At 61.4% G+C, this 15191-nt stretch carries 15 protein-coding genes; 7 read left to right on the top strand and 8 right to left on the bottom strand.

Annotated features, from left to right (window positions below):
- Positions 1-8 precede the first annotated feature (8 nt).
- The 4 genes from BM346_RS14125 (at position 9) to BM346_RS14110 (ending at position 7133) form a co-directional block, all read left to right on the top strand.
- Positions 9-3530: an indolepyruvate ferredoxin oxidoreductase family protein gene (locus BM346_RS14125; RefSeq protein WP_092014447.1), complete on the top strand. Its 3522-nt coding sequence runs from the start codon at positions 9-11 to the stop codon at positions 3528-3530.
- Entirely contained in the window at positions 3523-4704 is a 1182-nt protein-coding gene (locus tag BM346_RS14120; RefSeq protein ID WP_092014444.1) for an amino acid aminotransferase, read from the top strand. Before BM346_RS14125 ends, BM346_RS14120 begins: the two co-directional genes overlap by 8 nt.
- A 233-nt stretch (positions 4705-4937) precedes the next feature.
- On the top strand, positions 4938-6320 hold the full coding sequence (locus BM346_RS14115; protein WP_092014441.1) for a sodium-dependent transporter: 1383 nt from the start codon (positions 4938-4940) through the stop codon (positions 6318-6320).
- Between the two features lie 270 nt (positions 6321-6590).
- Entirely contained in the window at positions 6591-7133 is a 543-nt protein-coding gene (locus BM346_RS14110; RefSeq protein ID WP_092014439.1) for an acyloxyacyl hydrolase, read from the top strand.
- Between the two features lie 74 nt (positions 7134-7207).
- Here BM346_RS14110 and BM346_RS14105 read toward each other — a convergent pair whose 3' ends face one another.
- Entirely contained in the window at positions 7208-7702 is a 495-nt protein-coding gene (locus BM346_RS14105) for a copper chaperone PCu(A)C (protein ID WP_092014436.1), read from the bottom strand.
- Positions 7703-8025: 323 nt separating this feature from the next.
- Here BM346_RS14105 and BM346_RS14100 point away from each other — a divergent pair, with 323 nt between their 5' ends.
- Positions 8026-9159 carry an aminotransferase class V-fold PLP-dependent enzyme gene (locus tag BM346_RS14100; protein ID WP_092014433.1) on the top strand — a complete coding sequence of 378 codons (1134 nt, stop codon included), beginning with the start codon at positions 8026-8028 and terminating at the stop codon, positions 9157-9159.
- Positions 9160-9170: 11 nt separating this feature from the next.
- Here BM346_RS14100 and BM346_RS14095 read toward each other — a convergent pair whose 3' ends face one another.
- From BM346_RS14095 to BM346_RS14065, 7 genes are read right to left on the bottom strand one after another with little or no spacing between them, the layout of a single operon-like run.
- A complete protein-coding gene (locus BM346_RS14095) occupies positions 9171-9545 on the bottom strand; it encodes a thiol-disulfide oxidoreductase DCC family protein (RefSeq protein WP_092014430.1) in 375 nt (124 codons plus the stop codon).
- Between the two features lie 56 nt (positions 9546-9601).
- Positions 9602-10153 (bottom strand): RNA 2',3'-cyclic phosphodiesterase, encoded by a 552-nt coding sequence (thpR, locus tag BM346_RS14090; RefSeq protein ID WP_092014427.1) that lies wholly within the window; start codon positions 10151-10153, stop codon positions 9602-9604.
- Between the two features lie 24 nt (positions 10154-10177).
- Positions 10178-10567 (bottom strand): DUF2784 domain-containing protein, encoded by a 390-nt coding sequence (locus BM346_RS14085; protein ID WP_092015044.1) that lies wholly within the window; start codon positions 10565-10567, stop codon positions 10178-10180.
- Positions 10567-11538, bottom strand: a complete 972-nt coding sequence (locus tag BM346_RS14080) for a threonine ammonia-lyase (protein WP_092014424.1) — start codon at positions 11536-11538, stop codon at positions 10567-10569. The genes BM346_RS14085 and BM346_RS14080 overlap by 1 nt, the downstream gene beginning before the upstream one ends.
- 42 nt (positions 11539-11580) lie before the next feature.
- Positions 11581-12240: a hypothetical protein gene (locus BM346_RS14075; RefSeq protein WP_092014421.1), complete on the bottom strand. Its 660-nt coding sequence runs from the start codon at positions 12238-12240 to the stop codon at positions 11581-11583.
- Between the two features lie 21 nt (positions 12241-12261).
- Complete coding sequence (locus tag BM346_RS14070; RefSeq protein WP_092014418.1) at positions 12262-12447, bottom strand: hypothetical protein; 186 nt, start codon at positions 12445-12447, stop codon at positions 12262-12264.
- Positions 12447-12767: a putative signal transducing protein gene (locus BM346_RS14065; protein WP_092014416.1), complete on the bottom strand. Its 321-nt coding sequence runs from the start codon at positions 12765-12767 to the stop codon at positions 12447-12449. The genes BM346_RS14070 and BM346_RS14065 overlap by 1 nt, the downstream gene beginning before the upstream one ends.
- A 164-nt stretch (positions 12768-12931) precedes the next feature.
- Between BM346_RS14065 and BM346_RS14060 the strand changes: the two genes are divergently transcribed.
- Together BM346_RS14060 and BM346_RS14055 are read left to right on the top strand one after the other, a co-directional pair.
- Positions 12932-13501: an NnrU family protein gene (locus tag BM346_RS14060; RefSeq protein WP_092014413.1), complete on the top strand. Its 570-nt coding sequence runs from the start codon at positions 12932-12934 to the stop codon at positions 13499-13501.
- A gap of 107 nt (positions 13502-13608) precedes the next feature.
- Positions 13609-15180, top strand: a complete 1572-nt coding sequence (locus BM346_RS14055; protein ID WP_092014410.1) for a Re/Si-specific NAD(P)(+) transhydrogenase subunit alpha — start codon at positions 13609-13611, stop codon at positions 15178-15180.
- The last annotated feature ends 11 nt before the right edge of the window (positions 15181-15191 follow it).

Here is a 15191-nt window from a genome sequence, read left to right as displayed (position 1 = left end):
AGAGCGCCATGTCCACCGACACCCCACAACTCGACGACTACAAGCTCGAAGACAGGTACCTGAGAGCATCCGGCCGGGTGTTCCTGACCGGGACCCAGGCCCTGGTCCGCATCCCGCTCATGCAGGCTGCCCTGGATCGCAAGCAGGGCCTTAATACCGCAGGCATGGTCAGCGGTTACCGCGGTTCTCCCCTGGGTGCTTATGACCAGGCCCTCTGGCAGGCCAAAACACTGCTTGATGAAAACAACGTCGACTTCGTGCCCGCGATTAACGAAGACCTTGCCGCAACCATCATGCTGGGTACCCAGCAGGTTGAAACCGATGAGGACCGGCAGGTGGATGGCGTGTTCGGACTCTGGTACGGCAAGGGGCCAGGCGTCGATCGCGCCGGTGATGCCCTCAAGCACGGCACGACCTATGGCAGTTCCCCCCACGGGGGGGTGCTGGTTGTCGCCGGTGACGATCATGGCTGCGTCTCCTCCTCCATGCCTCACCAGTCCGATGTGGCGTTCATGAGCTTCTTTATGCCCACCATCAACCCGGCCAATATTGCCGAGTATCTGGAATTCGGCCTGTGGGGTTACGCCCTGTCCCGCTACAGCGGCTGCTGGGTCGGCTTCAAAGCCATCTCGGAAACCGTTGAAAGCGCCGCTTCAGTGGAACTGCCGCCGATGCCGGAATTCGTCACGCCGGACGATTTCACGCCGCCTGCGGACGGCCTCCACTACCGCTGGCCCGACCTGCCCGGACCACAGCTGGAGACCCGGATCGAGCACAAACTGGCCGCCGTTCAGGCTTTCGCCCGGGCGAACCCCATCGACCGTTGTCTCTACGAAAACCGTGAAGCCCGTTTCGGCATCGTCACCACCGGCAAAAGCCACCTGGACCTGCTGGAGGCCCTGGACCTGCTGGGCATCGATGAAGACAAGGCTAAAGAACTGGGGCTCGACATCTACAAGATCGGTATGGTCTGGCCACTGGAACGCCAGGGCGTGCTCAGCTTCGTTCATGGCAAGCAGGAAGTGCTGGTGATCGAGGAGAAGCGGGGCATCATCGAGAGCCAGATCAAGGAATACATGTCCGAGCCGGACCGGCCCGGCGAAGTACTCATTACCGGCAAGCAGGATGAGCTCGGCCGGCCGCTTATCCCCTACGTCGGCGAGCTGAGCCCGAAGCTGGTGGCAGGCTTTCTGGCCGCCCGCCTGGGCCGCTTCTTCGAGGTGGATTTCAGCGAGCGCCTGACGGCGATCAACGCCATGACCAGCGCCCAGGACCCGGGCGGCGTCAAGCGCATGCCCTACTTCTGCTCCGGCTGTCCCCATAACACCTCCACCAAGGTCCCGGAAGGCAGCAAGGCGCTGGCGGGGATCGGTTGCCACTTCATGGCATCCTGGATGGGTCGCGATACCGAATCGCTGATCCAGATGGGTGGCGAGGGCGTCAACTGGATCGGCAAGAGTCGCTACACCGGCAACCCTCATGTCTTCCAGAACCTGGGTGAAGGCACCTATTTCCATTCCGGTTCCATGGCCGTTCGCCAGGCGGTTGCCGCTGGCATCAACATTACCTACAAGATCCTGTTCAACGACGCCGTGGCCATGACCGGTGGCCAGCCGGTGGACGGCCAGATCACCGTCGACCGGATCGCCCAGCAGATGGCCGCCGAAGGCGTGAAGCGGGTGGTGGTGCTCAGTGATGAGCCGGAAAAATACGGCGGCCACAAGGACCTGTTCCCCAAGGACGTCACCTTCCACGACCGTTCCGAGCTGGATCAGGTCCAGAGGGAACTCCGTGACATTCCCGGCTGCACCGTCCTGATATATGACCAGACCTGCGCCGCCGAGAAACGCCGGCGCCGCAAGCGCAAGCAGTTTCCGGATCCGGCCAGGCGCGCCTTCATCAACCATCACGTCTGTGAAGGCTGTGGCGACTGTTCTGTCCAGTCGAACTGCCTCTCGGTGGTGCCCCGTCAGACCGAACTGGGGCGCAAGCGCAAGATCGACCAGTCCTCGTGCAACAAGGACTTCTCCTGCGTCAACGGCTTCTGCCCGAGTTTTGTGACCATTGAGGGCGGCCAGCTCCGCAAGAGCCGGGGCATGGACACGGGTTCGGTACTGAGCGGCAAGCTCGCCGGCATTCCCGAACCGGCCCTGCCGACCATGAACGGCTCCTACGACCTGCTTGTCGGCGGTGTCGGTGGTACCGGCGTGGTAACCGTGGGCCAGCTGATCACCATGGCAGCCCACCTCGAATCCAGAGGCGCGTCAGTTCTGGACTTCATGGGCTTTGCCCAGAAGGGTGGCACCGTGCTGAGCTACGTCCGCATGGCTCCGTCGCCGGACAAGCTGCATCAGGTGCGCATCAGCAATGGCCAGGCGGATGCCCTCATTGCCTGCGACCTGGTAGTGGCCTCGTCCCAGAAAGCCCTCAGCGTACTGCGACCGAACCACACCAGAGTGGTGGCCAACGAGGCGGAACTGCCCACTGCGGATTATGTGCTCTATCGCGACGCGGACATGCAGGCCGACAAGCGCCTGGACCTGATCCGCAACGCCGTGGGTGACGACCATTTCTCGCAGCTGGACGCCAACGGCATTGCCGAGAAACTCATGGGTGATACCGTATTTTCCAACGTCATGATGCTTGGTTTCGCCTGGCAGAAAGGGCTGCTGCCTCTCTCCCAGGCCTCCCTGATGAAAGCCATCGAGCTCAACGGCGTGGCCATCGAGCGCAACAAGGAAGCCTTCGGCTGGGGCCGCCTGGCCGCGGTCGACCTGCAGGCGATCAGGAACCTTCTGGACACCAGCAAGGCCCAGGTGGTGGAGGTGACGCCGGAGCCGACTCTGGATCAGCTCATCGAGATCCGCCACGGGCATCTGGTGAAGTATCAGAACCAGCGCTGGGCCGACCAGTACCGCAACCTTGTGGGCAAAGTCCGCAAGGCGGAAGAAAGCCTTGGCCAGACCAACCTTCTGCTCACCCACACCGTGGCCCAGCAGCTATACCGGTTCATGGCTTACAAGGATGAGTACGAAGTGGCCCGGCTGTTCGCGGAAACCGACTTCATGAAGGAAGTGAACGAGACCTTCGAAGGCGACTTCAAAGTCAACTTCCATCTGGCTCCGCCCGTCATGAACCGTGGCACCGATGCCCAGGGCCGGCCGAAGAAACGCCAGTTCGGCCCCTGGATGTTCCGGGCCTTCAAGCTGCTGGCGAAATTCCGGGGCCTTCGTGGCACCGCCATGGACCCGTTCAACTATTCCGCGGACCGGAAGCTCGACCGTGCCCTGCTCAAAGACTACCAGCAACTGGCGGAGCGGATGATCCGGGAACTGGATGCCGGAAACTACGACACTTTCCTTCAACTGGCAGAGCTGCCGGCGGACGTGCGAGGCTACGGCCCCATTCGGGAGCAGGCGGCGGAAGCCATCCGCGAGAAGCAGGAGCAACTGATCAAGGCCCTGGACACCGGCCGCCCCACCCTGATCCGCACCCAATCGGCGGACACCGAGGAGGTAGACCATGTTTGAGGCTCTCAAACCATTACCCCAGGATCCTATCCTTCAGCTGATGCAAACCTTCCGGGACGACCCGCGCCCGGACAAGATCGACCTGGGCATCGGAGTCTACAAGGACGACGCCGGCAGCACGCCAATCATGGCCGCGGTTCACGAAGCCGAAAGGCGGCTGCTGGCCGGCGAGACCACCAAGAGCTACGTGGGACCGGCTGGCGCAGCCGGCTTCAATGAAGCCGTGGCGCGACTCATACTGGGTGAACAGAGCGACATCATCCGCGACGGCCGCTGCTCCGTGGTCCAGACCCCCGGTGGCTGTGGCGCCCTGCGCATGGCGGCCGAGTTCCTCCGTCTGTGCCAGGACCAGGTCACCGTCTGGGTCAGCACTCCCACCTGGGCCAACCACCTCCCTCTGCTGGGCGGTGCCGGGCTGGCCATTCGCGAATATCCCTACCTCAACCGGGAATCGTTGCAGGTAGACTTCGAGGCCATGCTGGAAAGCCTGGAAGGCGCCAACGCCGGCGATGTGGTGCTGCTGCATGGCTGCTGCCACAATCCCTCCGGCGCCGACCTGACGTTTGAGCAGTGGCAGGATGTGACCCGCCTTATCCAACGCAAGGGCCTGCTGCCGTTCGTGGACATGGCCTACCAGGGCCTGGGTGAAGGACTGGAGGAGGACGCGGCTGGCCTCCGGCACCTGGCCAGCGAAGTGCCGGAAATGCTGGTGGCGTCCTCCTGCTCCAAGAATTTCGGCCTGTACCGGGAGCGTACCGGTGCCCTGATGCTGGTCTCCGCCAACGAGGCCATCAACCGGGCCGCCGCCAGCCAGCTGCTGAGCGTGATCCGCTCCCATTACTCCATGCCCCCGGCCCATGGTGCCGCCATCGTTGAAACCATCCTGGGGAATGACGGTTTGCGGGAGCTGTGGCAGGAAGAACTGAACGGCATGTGCGAACGCATCCTTCACCTGCGCCACGCCTTCGCCGAGGCCCTGGCCCCGGCCGGCGACTTCAGCTTCATCGCCCGGCAGCGGGGCATGTTCTCGTTCCTGGGCATCAGCCCGAAACAGGTTCACCAGCTTCGGGAGGAACACGGCATCTACATGCTGGATTCCAGCCGAGTCAACGTGGCCGGGCTGAATGACCGCACATTGCCAAAGGTCGCAGAGGCGATTCACGGCGTTCTGTAACCGCAGAAGCAAATCAATAGATCAATGTCGGGCAACTCCGCGGCCTGAAGCAGCAGGGCCGGGGTGATTTTTCGGGACCGTCGAAAACAGGGATGTTTTCGTCGAGCGTACATGGATGTATTCACCGCGTGTCCCGAAAAATCACCCCGGTCCTGCTGCCAGCACGGACTCATAGGCCAAATCAGCGAGAGCCCGATAAAAATTCCGAGAAAAACAAATACCCGGAGAACCCAATGAGTCAAAACACCAAGCCCCACCAGCAGGCCAACACCCTCTGGTCCTCAAGAATGGCCTTCATCCTGGCCGCCGCCGGCTCAGCCGTAGGCCTTGGGAACATCTGGAAATTCCCCTACATCACCGGCGAAAACGGCGGTGGGGCCTTCGTACTGATCTACCTGGCGTGCATCTTCCTCATCGGCGTACCGGTACTGATCGCCGAAACCATGATCGGCCGCCGTGGCGGGCAGAGTCCCGTTGCCACCATGCGCACCCTCACCGAGACCGAAGGTACTGCCAGGGGCTGGCGGGCCATCGGCTGGAACGGCGTTATCGCCTCCTTCCTGGTGCTTTCCTTCTACGCCGTCATCGGTGGCTGGGCCCTGGTCTACATCGGCAAGGCGGCCGCTGGACTGTTCACTGGCGCCGACGCCGAGACCATCGGGGGCCAGTTCGGCAGCCTGTTGTCCGATCCCTGGGAGCTGCTGCTGTGGCACTCCATCTTCATGGCCATCGTCATATTCATTGTTGGACGCGGCATTCGCTCGGGCCTGGAAAAGGCTGTGAACACCCTGATGCCCCTCCTCTTCGTGCTGCTCATCGTCATGGTGATCTACGCCATGAACAGCGGCAGCTTCGGCCAGGCGGTCAGCTTCATGTTCTCGCCGGACTTCAGTCAGCTCACCACCGGCGGCGTTCTGACCGCCCTTGGCCACGCTGCTTTCACCCTCAGTATCGGTATCGGTGTCCTCATGGCCTACGGCTCCTACCTGCCCAGGAACGTCAACATCGCCCGCACTGCCATGACCATCGCCGTGCTGGATACCAGTGTTGCACTGCTGGCCGGCCTGGCCATCTTCCCGCTGGTGTTCGCTAACGGCCTCGAGCCCGGCGCCGGTCCCGGCCTGATCTTCGTCACCCTGCCGCTGGCTTTTGGCCAGATGAGCGGCGGCGCCATCTTTGGCACCGTGTTTTTCGCCCTGCTGCTGGTAGCGGCCATCACCTCCGCCATTTCCATGCTGGAACCGGTGGTGGAATGGCTGGAAGAACACAAAGGGGTGAGCCGGGCCAAAAGCGCCCTCGGTGGCGGCCTCGCCATCTGGTTTATCGGCATTGGCACGGTGCTGTCCTTCAACGTCTGGGATAGCTTCCACCCGCTGGGCTTTATCGCATTCTTCGAAGGCAAGACCGTGTTCGACCTGCTGGACTTCCTGGTCTCGAACCTGATGATGCCCCTGGGCGGGCTGGCCATCGCCCTCTTCGCCGGTTGGGCAATGAAGCGGGAAGGCCTGGCAGCCGACATCGGGCTCCAGGGCAGCGCCTACTCCGCCTTCATGGTGGTGCTGCGCTACCTGACCCCTGCCGGTATAGCCGTGGTATTCCTCTATAACCTTGTCTGACAGGCATCAGAGGGCCTGACCAGGACAGGGAACGTCTTTGCGTCATCCCAGTGTTTCCGGGGACCCCGCCGATTCCAGGTTTGCGGCGGAGTCCCCGGCTTTTCCCTGGTCCAGCCACGGCTTCGCGGCCTGCTATCTTTCTCACCCTGTAACCAGGTAATTAAGGGAAAACCCGGATTTTGCCTCCGTACCGTTGAAATAGAGACGCCCGACAACAACACTTTATTCAGCATCTCATTAGTTGGACAGCAACCTGACAGGAGAAACTGCATGGTAAAACCACGAATACCTGCCAAGCCGTGTCTGCTGGCCGCCCTGGTGATTGGCGCCGTTCCGCAGATCACGACTGGCCAGGAGGTTCGGCTCTCCACGTCCTATTCCTGGTCTGACGTCCTGGGCGTCAAAGCGGCTTATCGTTCAGACGCTCTGCCCGTGGCCTTTCCCTCCTGGACCGGCAGTCCCCGTTTTTATCTCGAACCCTCCTTCAACGTCTGGCGCGCCTTTTCCGGGGATGAAGATACCGTTTTCGGCGTTGCAATAAGCCCGATTCTCCAATGGCCAATTGGCCCCGCGCAGGACTCGCTTTTCGTTGAGGCAGGCATTGGTGGTGCACTGGTAAGCTCCACCGAGGTCGGCTCCCGCGATCTGTCGACCCACTTTCAGTTCGAAGACCAGATCGGTCTGAGCTGGCGCTATGACAAACGCAACGACGCTTACCTCGATCTGAAGTTATTTCACTACTCCAATGCCGGCATCAAGGAACCCAACGATGGTCTCACCATGATCACCCTCGGCTGGAGCCGAAGTTTTTGAGAAGCCGGCGAGTTGTCCGGCAGCTTGGCCGGCGCTGAGGTTACCGGATGGTCATCCGAATCCCGGCAGAACCCTCAGTGGCCGGTGTGATCACCCATCCCCCGGCCGCGGTCGAGACTGCCGACGGAAAGCTCCAGGCTGACCGGTTCGACACGGTCGAAAGTCAGGGTCAGTGGAACCTGCTCGCCCTCGCGCAGGGGTGAACTCAACTGCTCCAGCATCAGGTGATAGCTGTGGGGCCTCAGTTCGATCGTCGCCCCTGGAGGAATGCCGAGACCACCCCTGAGCGGGCGCATTTTCATAAGGCCGTCCTGCATCACGCTCTCATGGATGGTGACACGCTCTGCCACAGGACTCTCTCCCGATACCAGGGTAACGGCCTGCTCGCCGCGGTTATGGATCGTCATGTAGCCGACGCCCACGGGCGTTCCCGGCGGGGTCGGCCGGGACCAGGGCTGTTTGATCACAACATCGCCACTGACATATTCGCTGGCACCCGCGGACACCGGGGCGAGGCTGCCGGCAAGAGTCAGTGCGGTAAAAACAAAAGCTGGGGTGATACGTTGCATGGGCGCTCTCGATTGATACTGAAGATGGGGGACAGTGTTCTTATTCCCCGCCCATTTGGCAAGGCTCTCAGGTGCGGTGGATTGTCGCGTCAAACGGGCCGCGCGGGTCCCATGAGGAGGTCACACACCCGCCAACGCTTCCCGAAATGCGACGCAGCCCTGAGAAGAAAGGCGCGCGGCCCCGCCCGACAGGCCAGATTTGCCTATCGGGTAATAGGCGGAGAAAATGGAACACCTATCATGGTTTGCAGACCAATAACGTACAATAAAGCGAACCGGAAACGCTCCATTCCACTGTCATAACGCCAACAGGATCCGCCCCCATGTCCAGACAGGTGCCCCAGGTCGACCCGCAAGGATTGCTCGAATACTCGGTGGTCTTCAATGACCGGTCTCTAAATCATATGTCAGCGGTCTTCCAGCAGGTGATGCGGGACATCTCCGGCACCCTCAAGCGGGTCTATAACGCGGAAGGCGCGGTGGTGGTGCCCGGTGGTGGAAGTTTTGGCATGGAAGCGGTGGCCCGGCAATTCGCCGGCGACCGGAACTGCCTGGTACTCCGAAATGGCTGGTTCAGTTACCGCTGGTCCCAGATTTTCGAAATGGGGAGAATTCCGGCACGGGAAACCGTCCTGCAGGCCCGCCCCATTGACGACAGGCATCAGGCGCCTTACCAGCCCGCGGCGATCGACGACGTGGTGAAAACCATTCTGGAAGAAAAACCAGACCTGGTGTTCGCCCCCCATGTGGAAACCGCCTCCGGCATGGTACTGCCCGATGACTATCTGCGGGCCATCGGCGATGCGGTTCGGCAGGTCGACGGGATGTTCGTGCTTGACTGCGTTGCCTCCGGCGCTCTCTGGGTCGACATGCAGGCCTGCGGCGTGGATGTGTTGATCAGTGCACCCCAGAAGGGTTGGAGCGCCTCCCCCTGCGCGGCCCTGATCGCCCTGAGCGGCCGGGCCCTCGATCGCATTGAACAGACCACCAGCAGCAGTTTTGCCGCCGACCTGAAAAAGTGGTTCAACATCATGCGGGCCTATGAAGACGGCAGCCATGCCTATCACGCCACCATGCCCACCGACACCCTTGCAATGCTTCGCGATGCCATGAAAGAAACCGAAGCCGCCGGCCCGGACCAGCTGAAGGCGCGACAGTGGGAGCTTGGCCAGCGGGTGCGGGACCTGTTCGCCGAGGCTGGCTTCAACAGTGTCGCGGCGAAGGGATTCGAGGCTCCCGGTGTGGTGGTTCTATATACCGATGATATCAACCTGCACAATACCAGCCTGTTCCGGGAACAGGGCTTGCAGACCGCCGCCGGGGTGCCTCTCATGTGCGGCGAACCGGAAGATTTCCGCAGCTTCCGCATCGGGTTGTTCGGCCTCGAAAAGCTCAACCACATGGACCGCACCGTGGACAATCTTCGCGAGGCCCTGGCAGCCATCCAGAGCCGTTGAACAGACCATAGTCAGGGCATGCGGCCGGTCCGTTGCAGTCGCCTGGTCACCATGCGGTGATACAGGCGACTCAGCAGCGGACGAATCACCGGCAGGCCGATCAACCAGGCGAGTGGTTTCAGCACCGGCGCCCTGGACATCAGCAGGATGTAAGCGTCCATCTCACTGTGGATACGGCCCCGCTCGTCCTCTACATGAAGCTCCTTCAGCGCAGCCCCCGGGTCAATGCCTTTCTTCTTCAGCTCTTCGTCCCTGCCGGTTATGTCCACCCACTTCACGGTATCCGCGCCACGGCCTGCAAGGTGTTCATACCGGCGCCGGTCCCGCCGGCAACCAGGACAGGAGCCGTCGTAGTATACGCAGATGGTATCCCTTGATTCTGTCATGGCTGTTCCTCCTCCATGATCCGGTTTGTTTCCGCGACACGGCAGTATCCCGGGGTTCAGCTCTCCTGTGACCGGGTCAGGGGAAATCTCGCGAATACCTCGTAGCGGGAGCCCTCCTTGCCCGGCGTGCTCGCAAACAGGCTGACCGAGCTGATGATGAACGAGGGCGTGCTCAGGGCCTGATTCCGATCAAGGAATGCAGCCACGGAGCCTGCCTTGCGTCGGCCAAACCGGGCAAGGGTAACGTGGGGACGAAAATCCCGGGTTTCCGGGGCGAACCCACAGCCCTGCATTCTGCGATCCACTTCCTGGTGGAGCGCCGCCACCGGAGCTTCCGGTGCCACCCCGGCCCAGAGGTTGCGGGGCTTCTCGGGGTCACCAAAACAGCCGGTTCCCCGTAGCCGGAGGGAAAAAGCCTCCAAGGGGAGTCCATCCATTCCCGTGACAACCGATGGCACCCGCTCCGGCTCCACCTGCCCCAGGAAGAGCAGGGTCAGGTGAAGCTGGTCACGGCTCTGCCAGCGGGCGCCTGGAATCCCGCAGGCAAGATCGAGCAGTATTCCTTTGCACTCCTCCGGCAGCTCAAGGCCGAAAAACAGTCTCGGCATAGTCTCTCCTCTGGCACTTCGTAATCAATGGCGCCGGCGGGGTGGAAACCACCACCAGCTTGCAAGCACAAGCAAACCGAATCCGGTGTACAGAACAATGAACACCCAGGGGGGAGCCTCATAGTAAAGCAGCTCCTGCATCCAGTGCTGGATAAAGCCACCCTCATAGCCCGCCTTGCCAGCCCTTCCTCGCAGCCACATCTCCAGGGTCGTCAAGGGGCAGATCACCCCCAGCCAGGCCTGGGCCACCACCACGCCGATGGCAGCCAGATGCAGCAGGCGGAACCAGAGGTGATTCACCCAGCGCCAGTGACGAAGATTTCCGACCAGGATCACCCCCAGCCCAAACACCACGAATATCACGACCCCCAGGTGAACCGTCAGCACCGCATCCGCCAGAAGCTGCCAGGGCATCAGTCCACCTCGCATTGACTGACCTGATCCAGGTCCAGGTTGCCGCCGGTGATGATCAGCGCCGCCGGCCGATTCCGGTCGGCTTCCACCGTTCCTTCCAGCAATGCCGCCAGCCCCACCGCGGCACCAGGTTCCACGAAAAGTCTCGCCTCGCTCAGCAACAGACGGGTGGCCCGGCGTATGGCGGCCTCGGAAACGGTCACCATTCGGTCAACCACCTGACGGGAAGCGGCATAGGTATGCTCTCCCACCACCGCCGGTGCCAGACTGGCGGCCCAGGTGTCCACCGTCTCCAGTGCGGCGGCGGGGTCGTTGTGTTTCCAGGCATTGCCCATGGTGGCGGCGCCCTCCGGTTCCACCCCGATCAGCTCGATATCCGGTGCCACCGCCTTGACGGCCAGACCAAGGCCGGAAATAAGGCCGCCCCCGCCCACCGGGCAGAGTATCCGGGTCACCTCCCGTTGCTGACGAAGCAGTTCCAGCCCCACCGTACCCTGGCCGGCCATGATGCGGACATCGTTGTAGGGATGCACGAGTGTCATTCCCCGGTATTCGACCAGGTGGTGGCAGTGGGCCACCGCGTCCTGGATGCGTCCGCGGATCAATACCTCGGCACCGAGCTCACGGGTGCGCCGGACCTTCAGCCTGCTCGAACCTTCCGGCATGACCACCGTCAGGCTGGCGCCCGCACTCTTCGCGGCCCACGCCAGGGCAATGGCATGATTGCCGGCGGACACTGTCACCAGCCCGGGCGCCAGCTCCCGCTCCGTTGCAGAAAGAATCCAATTGAGGGCGCCCCGGGCCTTGAAGCTGCCGGTGCGCTGGAGGTTTTCACATTTCAGGGTGACCGGAAAGCCCTGAACCGCGTCCAGATCCGGCGATCTCCACAGAGGGGTTTCCGCCAGCCTGGGCCGGATCCGCACTTCCGCCTCCTGAATCACCGCCGGGGTAGGCAGATCGGGTCTGTCCATTAAGAGCCCTCCCTTTCGTGCGCTGTACCATTCATTAATGTGTCAGTCCCTGAAAAACCTGGGGTTGCGCTCGACGAAACCGCTGATCCATCGCTCCAGGACAGATTTCTGCTGGGGATTCCTCAGATACCGCCATCCCAGTACGGCAATGAAAAGGGCCCCGGCTGCATCCACGATCAGGTCCCACATGGTGTCGGTCAGGCCGGAAGGATCCCCCAGCATGGGTTTCTGCATATTCATTCCGAACAGGGAGTCCATGGCAAACTCGAAAATCTCCCACAACGCACCGATGCCCAAGGCAAAGAGGAAGGCGAAGAAGGCCACAAATCCCGGCTTCATGTGAACGTCGATTCGTTCGGTCTCGTTGAGGATGTGCACCAGAAGAAAACCAAGTATGCCCAGCAGGACACCGGAGGAGGTATGCAGGGCAATATCCCACCACCAATAGCGGGTGTAGTAGTCGCGAACCTCGCCAAGAAACAGCGATGCGAAGACAAAGCCAATGGCAAGGAGCTGGAGCTCAGGAGGAATGTGGATTCGGAAGCGGCGTTCAAGCAATACCGGCAAAAACGTCACGACGATAATGGCGGCGGTGAAAAAGGCGGTAAACCAGCGCTGGCCCCACAGCGCAACGAGCACTTCGAGGAACAGAACGAACTGGAGAAAAAAGGTAATACGCTGGTGGGTAATTCTGATACGCATGGCCTGCCTGGAAAAGATCCGCTAGTTGCGCTGCCGGAGATCGATGGTTTCATGAAGCGGCGGCAGTCGTTCGATGCACTCCCGGCGTTCGTAGCGTGGCAGGGATTCACAGGCCTGGGCCTGCTCCTCCAGCGACACCCCGGAGGGTCCCCGGGCGGTGCACCCCAGCCCGGACACTACCGCACTCACGAGCAGTGTGGAAAACACTAGACTACCAGGACAAAGCCGAGACATACCGCAAGCAAAAGCATCAGGAAGCAACGGGCGTAAAACTCTCCCGCATCCTCAGTGGGAGGAATCCGATCCCCGTTTTCCAGGGAGGCCCCTTCATACTCCGCAATCAGGCTTCGGGCCTCAAGGTAATCCTCGTTTTCCACCTGCACGTTGGTAAACCCCGAAGCGCCGATTTCCCCCAGGGCGCCCTGCAGGTAATGACCGCTCACATGGGACTCGATACCGTGGGCAGCAAGCAGTCCGGCAATGATATGTGCCTCCGGCAGGTCTCGTGCGTTGTACGCAATCCGCATACCACCACCCCCTGGAACTCACTGAATTTTAGACCTGCCTCCAGTATAGTCCCTATGAGGCAGTTTGCCGCGGGTTACGCAGATGCGGGCAGGCCAGACTATATTGGCAGCAGGCAAAAGGGTGCCGAATGATCCGGCCCCTTCACGTTCAAGGAGACATGTCTATGTGGTTACTGATTCTCGGACTGGTGATCTTTCTGGGCATCCATTCCCTTTCCATCGTGAACGATCCGCTACGCAACAGGATGGCGGCCTCCATGGGGGAGGGCCCGTTCAAGGGTGTTTATTCGGTGATTGCGATCATCGGCCTGGTACTGATTATCTACGGCTACGGCCAGGCGCGAATGGACCCGACACCGCTCTACGTGCCACCCACCTGGCTGAGGCACCTTTCCATGCTGCTGCTGGTGCCGGTCTTTCCGCTGTTACTAGCCGCCTATTTCCCCGGTCGCATCAGCCGGACCCTCAAACATCCGATGCTGGTGGCCGTCAAACTCTGGGCTGTCGCGCACCTGCTGGCCAACGGCATGCTCCATGACGTATTGTTGTTCGGCGCCTTTCTTGCCTGGGCCGTGGCGGACCGGATTTCTCTGAAACGCCGGACCGAGCGTACACCTCCAACGCTGCCGGCCACCCGGTTGAATGATGCCATCGCGGTGATTGGAGGACTGGTACTCTATGTGCTGTTTGTGATCTGGCTCCATCAGTGGCTGATCGGCGTACCCCCTGTTTGATCCGTCGAACCACGCAATAAGATGAAGGTCGGCGGAATCATGATCTGACTGTGCAACGGACAATCAACCATTCCAGGAACCCTGCGTGCGGGGAGGAACGAAAAACCATGAACATTGGTATTCCAAAAGAGATTTTTCAGGACGAGCGACGGGTGGCTGCGACCCCCGCCTCTGTTCAGAAGCTCGTAAAGCTTGGCTACGACGTGGTGGTGGAGACGGGCGCTGGCGAGTTCGCCAACTACCCTGATGAGGCATACAAGGAAGCCGGTGCCGCCATTGCCGTGGACACAGTATCCCTGTGGGGGGAAGCGGACATCATCCTGAAAGTGCGCGCGCCCATGGAACACCCGGGGACCGGGCGGCACGAACTGGACATGATGAAGGAGGGCGCATTTCTGGCGGGCTATATCTGGCCGGCCCAGAACCCCGAATTGCTGGAAAAGCTCGCAAAACGCAAGATAACAGCCTTTGCCATCGATGCCCTGCCCCGAATCAGTCGGGCCCAGAAAATGGACGCCCTCAGCGCCATGGCCAATATCGCCGGCTACCGGGCGGTCATCGAGGCTGCCAACCAGTTCGGCCGCTTCTTTACGGGCCAGGTCACTGCCGCGGGCAAGGTGCCACCGGCCAAGGTGCTGGTAATCGGTGCCGGGGTGGCTGGCCTGGCCGCCATAGGCACCGCCAACAGCATGGGGGCCGTGGTGCGGGCATTCGATACCCGCCTGGAGGTCAAGGAACAGGTCAGCAGCATGGGCGCCGAATTCCTGGAACTGGACTTCGGCGATGAGGAAGGCAGTGGCGGCGGCGGATACGCCAAGCAGATGAGCGACGAGTTCATCAAGGCGGAGATGGCCCTGTTCGCCGAACAAGCGAAGGAGGTGGACATCATCATCACCACCGCCCTGATTCCCGGCAAGCCCGCTCCCAAGCTGATCACCGCCGACATGGTGAAATCCATGAAACCGGGCAGCGTGATTGTGGATCTGGCCTCCGAGCGCGGCGGTAACTGCGAGCTGACGGAGCCTGGCAAAGTGGCGGAACACCACGGCGTCAAACTCATCGGCTACACCGACCTGCCGAGCCGCATGGCCAAGGTCGCCAGTGACCTGTATGCCACCAATCTTGTCCACCTGATGACGGAACTGACTCCGGAGAAAGATGGCCAGCCGTCGGTCAATATGGACGATGCGGTTATCCGGGGACTGACAGTGAGCCATCAGGAGAACGTCACCTGGCCGCCGCCCAAACCCGAGGAACCGGCCATTAAAACGCCCGCCCCGGGCACCGAGGAACCCTCGAAGGCAAAAGCCAAGCCTGAGCCCTCGCCCCGCCGCAAGCTTGCGGGCAAACTGGCTCTCCTGGCCGTGACGGTACTGGCACTGTATGGGGTTGGTGCCTACGCTCCTGAGAGCTTCCTCAGTCACTTCACGGTGTTTGTGCTGGCATGCTTTATAGGCTGGCAGGTCATCTGGAACGTGACTGCCTCCCTGCATACACCCCTGATGAGTGTGACCAACGCCATCAGCGGCATCATCGTCATTGGCGCCCTGCTCCACCTGGCACAGGCGGAGAATGCAGCGGTGGGGGTTCTCTCCTTCATCGCGGTGCTGATTGCCATGATCAACGTGTCCGGGGGGTTCCGGGTGACCCATCGCATGCTCAAGATGTTCCACAGGTAAGGAGGCGACCA

Source organism: Marinobacter daqiaonensis (assembly GCF_900115285.1).
GTDB lineage: Bacteria > Pseudomonadota > Gammaproteobacteria > Pseudomonadales > Oleiphilaceae > Marinobacter > Marinobacter daqiaonensis.
The sequence above is the reverse complement of the archived record's forward strand: the minus strand, read 5'-3'. Positions and strand labels throughout refer to the sequence as shown.

What these genes read in the sequence shown, in the direction of transcription:
- BM346_RS14055 (WP_092014410.1), top strand. Translation starts at nt 13,609, where the DNA reads ATGAACATTGGTATTCCAAAAGAGATTTTTCAGGACGAGCGACGGGTG.
- BM346_RS14115 (WP_092014441.1), top strand. Translation starts at nt 4,938, where the DNA reads ATGAGTCAAAACACCAAGCCCCACCAGCAGGCCAACACCCTCTGGTCC.
- BM346_RS14095 (WP_092014430.1), bottom strand. Translation starts at nt 9,545, where the DNA reads ATGACAGAATCAAGGGATACCATCTGCGTATACTACGACGGCTCCTGT.
- BM346_RS14105 (WP_092014436.1), bottom strand. Translation starts at nt 7,702, where the DNA reads ATGCAACGTATCACCCCAGCTTTTGTTTTTACCGCACTGACTCTTGCC.
- thpR (WP_092014427.1), bottom strand. Translation starts at nt 10,153, where the DNA reads ATGCCGAGACTGTTTTTCGGCCTTGAGCTGCCGGAGGAGTGCAAAGGA.
- BM346_RS14110 (WP_092014439.1), top strand. Translation starts at nt 6,591, where the DNA reads ATGGTAAAACCACGAATACCTGCCAAGCCGTGTCTGCTGGCCGCCCTG.
- BM346_RS14080 (WP_092014424.1), bottom strand. Translation starts at nt 11,538, where the DNA reads ATGGACAGACCCGATCTGCCTACCCCGGCGGTGATTCAGGAGGCGGAA.
- BM346_RS14100 (WP_092014433.1), top strand. Translation starts at nt 8,026, where the DNA reads ATGTCCAGACAGGTGCCCCAGGTCGACCCGCAAGGATTGCTCGAATAC.
- BM346_RS14085 (WP_092015044.1), bottom strand. Translation starts at nt 10,567, where the DNA reads ATGCCCTGGCAGCTTCTGGCGGATGCGGTGCTGACGGTTCACCTGGGG.
- BM346_RS14075 (WP_092014421.1), bottom strand. Translation starts at nt 12,240, where the DNA reads ATGCGTATCAGAATTACCCACCAGCGTATTACCTTTTTTCTCCAGTTC.
- BM346_RS14120 (WP_092014444.1), top strand. Translation starts at nt 3,523, where the DNA reads ATGTTTGAGGCTCTCAAACCATTACCCCAGGATCCTATCCTTCAGCTG.
- BM346_RS14065 (WP_092014416.1), bottom strand. Translation starts at nt 12,767, where the DNA reads ATGCGGATTGCGTACAACGCACGAGACCTGCCGGAGGCACATATCATT.
- BM346_RS14125 (WP_092014447.1), top strand. Translation starts at nt 9, where the DNA reads ATGTCCACCGACACCCCACAACTCGACGACTACAAGCTCGAAGACAGG.
- BM346_RS14060 (WP_092014413.1), top strand. Translation starts at nt 12,932, where the DNA reads ATGTGGTTACTGATTCTCGGACTGGTGATCTTTCTGGGCATCCATTCC.